6 protein-coding genes are annotated in these 6594 nt (G+C 71.2%); 4 read left to right on the forward strand and 2 right to left on the reverse strand.

Annotation, left to right across the window (positions count from 1 at the left end):
• The first annotated feature begins 129 nt into the window (after positions 1 to 129).
• Positions 130 to 1755, forward strand: coding sequence for a citramalate synthase (cimA, locus tag ACIPXC_RS33210; protein WP_401625721.1), 1626 nt, complete (start codon positions 130 to 132; stop codon positions 1753 to 1755).
• 295 nt (positions 1756 to 2050) lie between these two features.
• Positions 2051 to 3406 carry a hypothetical protein gene (locus ACIPXC_RS33215; protein ID WP_401625724.1) on the forward strand — a complete coding sequence of 452 codons (1356 nt, stop codon included), beginning with the start codon at positions 2051 to 2053 and terminating at the stop codon, positions 3404 to 3406.
• A 32-nt stretch (positions 3407 to 3438) separates the two neighbouring features.
• Here the strand turns inward: ACIPXC_RS33215 and ACIPXC_RS33220 are convergent, their stop codons facing one another.
• Positions 3439 to 4047: a YceI family protein gene (locus tag ACIPXC_RS33220; RefSeq protein WP_401625727.1), complete on the reverse strand. Its 609-nt coding sequence runs from the start codon at positions 4045 to 4047 to the stop codon at positions 3439 to 3441.
• A gap of 275 nt (positions 4048 to 4322) precedes the next feature.
• Here ACIPXC_RS33220 and ACIPXC_RS33225 point away from each other — a divergent pair, with 275 nt between their 5' ends.
• Entirely contained in the window at positions 4323 to 5906 is a 1584-nt protein-coding gene (locus ACIPXC_RS33225; RefSeq protein ID WP_401625729.1) for an acyl-CoA carboxylase subunit beta, read from the forward strand.
• Positions 5907 to 5929: 23 nt separating this feature from the next.
• Complete coding sequence (locus ACIPXC_RS33230) at positions 5930 to 6130, forward strand: acyl-CoA carboxylase subunit epsilon (protein WP_386461873.1); 201 nt, start codon at positions 5930 to 5932, stop codon at positions 6128 to 6130.
• 195 nt (positions 6131 to 6325) lie between these two features.
• Here the strand turns inward: ACIPXC_RS33230 and ACIPXC_RS33235 are convergent.
• Positions 6326 to 6594, reverse strand: a 269-nt coding sequence (locus ACIPXC_RS33235) for an ATP/GTP-binding protein (RefSeq protein ID WP_386244086.1), incomplete at its 5' end; no start/stop codon positions are given.

Consider the following 6594-nt stretch of genomic DNA (forward strand, 5'->3'; position numbering starts at 1 on the left):
CCTCTCGCTACCCGCGAGAGGTTTTTTCGTTTCCCGGACCATCCCGACCGGGAACGCACCGCACGCGATGATGGGGGCAGTGGACCCGGGGTTTCACGGAACCACTCATCCGACAGGAGTCAGATCAGCATGACGACACCAGAGGCGGCAACAGCGCTGTCCGGAGGCCTGGACGACAGCTTCCACGTCTTCGACACCACCCTGCGCGACGGCGCCCAGCGTGAGGGCATCAACCTCACGGTCGCCGACAAGCTGACGATCGCGCGTCATCTGGACGACTTCGGAGTGGGCTTCATCGAGGGCGGCTGGCCCGGCGCCAACCCCCGCGACACCGAGTTCTTCGCCCGCGCCCGCGCGGAGATCGACTTCAAGAACGCCCGGCTGGTGGCCTTCGGTGCCACCCGCCGGGCCGGCGGCTCGGCCGACCAGGACCCGCAGGTGCGGGCCCTGCTGGAGTCCGGCGCCCCCGTGATCACGCTCGTCGCCAAGTCCCACGACCGCCACGTCGAGCTCGCCCTGCGCACCACCCTCGACGAGAACCTGGAGATGGTCCGGGACACCGTCTCCCACCTGGTGGCGCAGGGCCGCCGGGTCTTCGTCGACTGCGAGCACTTCTTCGACGGCTACCGCGCCAATCCCGAGTACGCGAAGTCCGTCGTGCGCGCCGCCTACGAGGCCGGGGCCGACGTCGTCATCCTCTGCGACACCAACGGGGGCATGCTGCCCGCCCAGGTGTCGGCGACCGTCGCCACCGTCCTGGCCGACACCGGCGCCCGCCTGGGCATCCACGCCCAGGACGACACCGGCTGCGCCGTCGCCAACACCCTGGCCGCCGTCGACGCGGGCGCCACCCACGTGCAGTGCACCGCGAACGGCTACGGCGAGCGCGTCGGCAACGCCAACCTGTTCCCCGTCGTCGCGGCACTGGAGATCAAGTACGGGCGCAGGGTGCTTCCCGACGGCGCGCTCGCCGAGATGACCCGGATCTCGCACGCCATCGCCGAGGTCGTCAACCTCACCCCCTCCACCCACCAGCCCTACGTCGGCGTCTCCGCCTTCGCGCACAAGGCGGGCCTGCACGCCTCGGCGATCAAGGTGGACCCGGACCTCTACCAGCACATCGACCCCGAGCGGGTCGGCAACACCATGCGGATGCTGGTCTCCGACATGGCCGGCCGCGCCTCCATCGAGCTCAAGGGCAAGGAGCTCGGCGTCGACCTCGGCGGGGACCGCGCGCTGATCTCCCGGGTCGTGGAGCGGGTCAAGGAGCGCGAGCTCCAGGGCTACACCTACGAGGCGGCCGACGCCTCCTTCGAGCTGCTCCTGCGGGCCGAGGCGGAGGGGCGGGCCCGCAAGTACTTCCGCATCGAGTCCTGGCGGGCCATCGTCGAGGACCGCCCGGACGGCACCCACGCCAACGAGGCCACGGTGAAGCTGTGGGCCAAGGGCGAGCGGATCGTGGCGACGGCCGAGGGCAACGGCCCGGTCAACGCGCTGGACCGGGCCCTGCGGGTGGCGCTGGAGCGGTTCTACCCGCAGCTCGCCAAGTTCGAGCTGGTCGACTACAAGGTCCGCATCCTGGAGGGCACGCACGGTACGGAGTCCACGACCCGGGTGCTCATCGCCACGACGGACGGGATCCGCGAGTGGTCCACGGTCGGGGTCGCCCCCAACGTGATCGCCGCCTCCTGGCAGGCCCTGGAGGACGCCTTCACCTACGGCCTCCTGCACGCGGGCGTCGAACCGGCCGAGTAGCCGCCGTCGGCCCGGGTCGGCACGGCCCGGCGCGCTGCTCGCGGCCCGGCGAGGTCCCGGGCGGCGCAGGGCACCTGCCCGTGGTGGGCGCCGTCCTCCGGCGGGGAGAACCCCGCGAGGTACTGGCGGCCGGGATCCGCCGCCCACCGTCCGGCTCGGCACTCCAGGACGCCGGCGGCCCGACACGCGCGCCGACGCCTCGCGGGCAGGGCGGGCCGGAGTCCCGGCGTCCGGTCAGGGGCGTCCTTATGTCCGGCTCACACGGGAAAGTGCCAGTTCGGGTAGCGTCAAGGATATGAGGACCAGGCTGATATCCATACGTTGGGGATCGTTGCTCTCCGGTCTGCTGCTGGCCCTCGGCGCGACCGCCCTGGCGGCCGCACCGCAGGCATCGGCCGACACCGGAGTCGCCGCCGTGGGAGAGGCCCTGAAGGAGGGTCCCGTGTACGTCGACCCCCGGGCCGCGGCACAGCTGCCGAAGGCCGAGGCCGACGCGCTCGCCGAGAAGATCAAGGACGCCGGGAAGCCGGTCTTCGTCGCCGTGCTCCCGGACGCCGCGGACTTCCCGCAGGACAAGGTGCTCGCCGCGGTCCGCGCGGAGACCGGCATCACCGGGCTCTACGCGATCCGGCTGGGCGACGGCTTCAGCGCCGGCGCCGACCGCGCCGTGATGCCGACCAACGCCGTCCGCAACCTCACCGAGGCGGTCAAGACCGGCGCCCCGGTCGACGCGAGCACCCAGCTCAACAACTTCGTGGACCAGGCCCTGACCCAGACCAGGGGCAGCGCCCCCGACTCCTGGGGCACCACGGGCGCCGCCGACGGCGTCCCGGTGGGCGGCCTGATCACCCTCGGCGCGGTGGCCGCGATCGGCGGCGGCGGTGCGTACGCGATGGTCCGCCACAACCGCAGGAAGAAGGAAGAGGCCCGGCGCGAGGCCGTCGAGCGACTCGGCGTGGTCGTCGACGAGGACATCACGGCCTTCGGCGAGGAGCTGGAGCGCCTCGACTTCCATCCGGGTGAGCCGGGCGCCGACGACGCCATGCGCGCGGACTACGAGCGAGGACTCGACTCGTACGAGACGGCCAAGCGGATCATGGCCTCCGTGGAGCGCCCGGAAGAGGTCACCGGGGTGACCCAGGCCCTGGAGGACGGCCGGTACGCCCTGGCCTGCCTGGACGCGCGCCGCAGGGGCGAGCCGGTGCCCGAGCGCCGCCTGCCCTGCTTCTTCGACCCGCGTCACGGGCCGAGCACCGAGGACGCGACCTGGGCCCCGGCCGCGGGGGCGGCGCGTACGGTGCCCGTCTGCACGGCGGACGCGGTGCGGCTGCGCGACGGACTGGACCCGGCCGTGCGCACCGTCGACACCGGGCGCGGACCGCGGCCGTACTACGACGCCGGCCCGGCGTACGGACCCTGGGCCGGCGGCTACTTCGGCGGCGGCATCCTGCCCGGCCTGCTCATGGGCACCATGCTCGGTTCGATGATGTCCACCCCCGCCTACGCCGCGGACTACGGCGGCGGCACGGACGGTGGCTACGACGGCGGGGACTTCTCCGGGGCCGACTTCAACCCGTCCGACTTCGGGGGCGGGGACTTCGGCGGCGGAGGCGGATTCGGCGGTGGTGGATTCGACGGGGGCGGCTTCTAGACCGCGCCGTCCCCGGGTCGCCCAGGGGCCGGTCAGGCCTGCTTGACGGCGGAGATGTCGAAGGTCAGCTTCACCTTGTCGCTGACCACGACGCCGCCGGTCTCCAGCGCCGCGTTCCAGGTCAGGCCCCAGTCGGAACGCAGGATCTCGGCGCTGCCCTCGAAGCCGACGCGCTGGTTGCCGTACGGGTCGGTGGCGGAGCCGTTGAACTCCAGGTCGATGGAGAGGGGCCGGGTGACGTCCTTGAGGGTGAGGTCGCCGGTGATCCGGTAGGTGTCCCCGCCGAGGATCGCGGCCTCGGTGGAGCGGAAGGTCATCAGCGGGAAGGCCTCGGCGTCGAAGAAGTCGCCGCTGCGCAGGTGGCCGTCACGGTCGGCGATGCCGGTGTCCACGGAGGCGATCTTCACATCGATCGACGCGGTGGAGCGGGCCGGGTCGGAGCCGTCCAGGTGCAGCGTTCCCTCGTGGTCGGCGAAGGAGCCGCGGACGTTGGTCACCATCGCGTGGCGGACGGTGAAGCCGATGCTGCTGTGGGCGGGGTCGATGGCGTAGTCGCCGGTGAGGGCGGCGAGCGCCGGGTCCACATCCAGGGTGGCGACGGCGGCGGTGTTCTCCTGGGTGCGGCGGGTGAAGAGGCCCATGACCTACTCCTCGATAGTGGTTCCTGTGTGGGGGACGCGGAGCTGTTGAATGTTCAACGACTTCGACACCGGAGACACTAGAACCATTCCGTTCAAATTTCAACCACCCGTCGGGGTGTCGGCGATTTCTGTGAAGGTCCTACAAGCGGGGATGACCCCATCTGGCGGAGTCCTTAATTCCCAGGGCTGTTCTGTGCGGGCCGGACAGCGGAAGACTCCCGAGACTGTGCGGAATGAACGGAGGTTTTTCATCACGATCTTCGTAAGGTCGGTACATGACCGTTGTGGACCAGATCCCGAGCGAGCCGACGGACGCCCGTGGGCGCGTGGCCGAGCTGCACTCCCTGCGCGAGCAGGCGCGGCGTGGACCGAGTGACCGTGCGACCGAGGCCCAGCACGCGAAGGGCAAGCTGACGGCGCGCGAGCGCATCGCACTGCTCCTCGACGAAGGGTCCTTCAAGGAGGTCGAGCAGCTGCGCCGCCACCGGGCGACCGGCTTCGGCCTGGAGAACAAGAAGCCGTACACCGACGGTGTCATCACCGGCTGGGGCACGGTCGAGGGCCGCACGGTCTTCGTCTACGCGCACGACTTCCGGATCTTCGGCGGCGCCCTCGGCGAGGCCCACGCCACCAAGATCCACAAGATCATGGACATGGCCATCGCGGCCGGTGCCCCGCTGGTCTCCCTCAACGACGGCGCCGGCGCCCGGATCCAGGAGGGCGTCTCCGCCCTCGCCGGCTACGGCGGCATCTTCCAGCGCAACACCAAGGCCTCGGGCGTCATCCCGCAGATCTCGGTGATGCTCGGCCCGTGCGCCGGCGGCGCCGCGTACTCCCCGGCCCTGACGGACTTCGTCTTCATGGTCCGGGACACCTCGCAGATGTTCATCACCGGCCCGGACGTGGTCCGCGCGGTGACCGGCGAGGAGATCACCCAGAACGGCCTCGGCGGCGCCGACGTGCACGCCGAGACCTCGGGCGTCGCGCACTTCGCGTACGACGACGAGGAGACCTGCATCTCCGAGGTGCGCTACCTCATCTCGATGCTCCCCTCGAACAACCGCGAGAACCCGCCCGTCCACGAGACGAGCGACCCGGCGGACCGCCGCAGCGAGGTCCTCCTGGACCTCGTCCCCGCGGACGGCAACCGTCCGTACGACATGCACAAGGTCATCGAGGAACTCGTCGACGACGGCGACGTCCTGGAGATCCACGAGCGCTGGGCCCGCAACATCGTCTGCGCCCTGGCACGCATGGACGGCCAGGTCGTCGGCATCGTCGCCAACCAGCCCGCCCACCTCGCCGGCGTCCTCGACATCGAGGCCTCCGAGAAGTCCGCGCGCTTCGTCCAGATGTGCGACGCCTTCAACATCCCGATCATCACGCTGCTGGACGTCCCCGGCTTCCTGCCGGGCGTCGACCAGGAGCACGGCGGCATCATCCGCCACGGCGCCAAGCTGCTGTACGCGTACTGCAACGCCACCGTCCCGCGGATCTCGCTGATCCTGCGCAAGGCGTACGGCGGCGCGTACATCGTCATGGACTCCCAGTCCATCGGTGCCGACATCACCTACGCCTGGCCCACCAACGAGATCGCCGTGATGGGCGCCGAGGGCGCGGCCAACGTCATCTTCCGCAAGCAGATCGCGGACGCCGAGGACCCCGAGGCGATGCGCGTGCGCATGGTCAAGGAGTACAAGTCCGAGCTGATGCACCCGTACTACGCGGCCGAGCGCGGCCTCGTCGACGACGTCATCGACCCCGCCGAGACCCGTGAGGTGCTCGTCAGCGCCCTCGCGATGCTCCGCAACAAGCACGCCGATCTGCCGTCCCGCAAGCACGGCAACCCGCCGCAGTAACCGCGAAGGAGATCTGCCACCCCATGACCAACACCTCTGACACCCTGCTCCGCGTCGAAAAGGGCACCGCAGCGCCCGAGGAGCTGGCCGCGATCACCGCGATCCTGCTCGCCCGCGCCGCCGCCACCCCCGAGCAGACCGCGGTCCGCCTGCCGCGCCAGGCCGGCTGGCGCCGCCTGGAGCGCACCCCGGGCTTCCGCGCCCCGCACAGCTGGCAGGGCTGAGCCCCCGGCTCACGAAACCCAGAGAAGGCCTCGCACCCGCCCGGCGGGTGCGAGGCCTTCTCGCGTACCGCGCCGTGCGAAGCCGCTCACCACCGCCGCTCGCGAACCACCGCCGGTGCGGGCCCGGGGGAGAAGCCCACGGCGAAGGCCCCCGCGTCGTGGGACACAGGGGCCTGTCGGATGCGCGACCGGTTCCTACCGCAGGCGCGCCATGAGGGCGTGCTCGACGAGCGTGATGAGTGCGCTCTTGGCGTCCGCGCGGTGGCGGGCGTCGGTGGTGATGATGGGGGCGTCCGGGCCGATCTGCAGGGCCTCGCGGACCTCCTCCGGCGTGTACGGCTGGTGCCCGTCGAAGCCGTTGAGGGCGATGACGAAGGGCAGGCCGCTGTTCTCGAAGTAGTCGACCGCGGGGAAGCAGTCGGCGAGGCGGCGCGTGTCCACGAGTACGACGGCGCCGATGGCGC

Origin of the sequence: Streptomyces sp. NPDC090021 (genome assembly GCF_044748225.1) — a bacterium.
In the GTDB taxonomy this organism is placed as follows: domain Bacteria; phylum Actinomycetota; class Actinomycetes; order Streptomycetales; family Streptomycetaceae; genus Streptomyces.

Bases quoted from the DNA above. Each gene is read 5' to 3' on its own strand.
- ACIPXC_RS33230 (WP_386461873.1), top strand. From the start codon at position 5,930: ATGACCAACACCTCTGACACCCTGCTCCGCGTCGAAAAGGGCACCGCA.
- ACIPXC_RS33225 (WP_401625729.1), top strand. From the start codon at position 4,323: ATGACCGTTGTGGACCAGATCCCGAGCGAGCCGACGGACGCCCGTGGG.
- ACIPXC_RS33215 (WP_401625724.1), top strand. From the start codon at position 2,051: ATGAGGACCAGGCTGATATCCATACGTTGGGGATCGTTGCTCTCCGGT.
- cimA (WP_401625721.1), top strand. From the start codon at position 130: ATGACGACACCAGAGGCGGCAACAGCGCTGTCCGGAGGCCTGGACGAC.
- ACIPXC_RS33220 (WP_401625727.1), bottom strand. From the start codon at position 4,047: ATGGGCCTCTTCACCCGCCGCACCCAGGAGAACACCGCCGCCGTCGCC.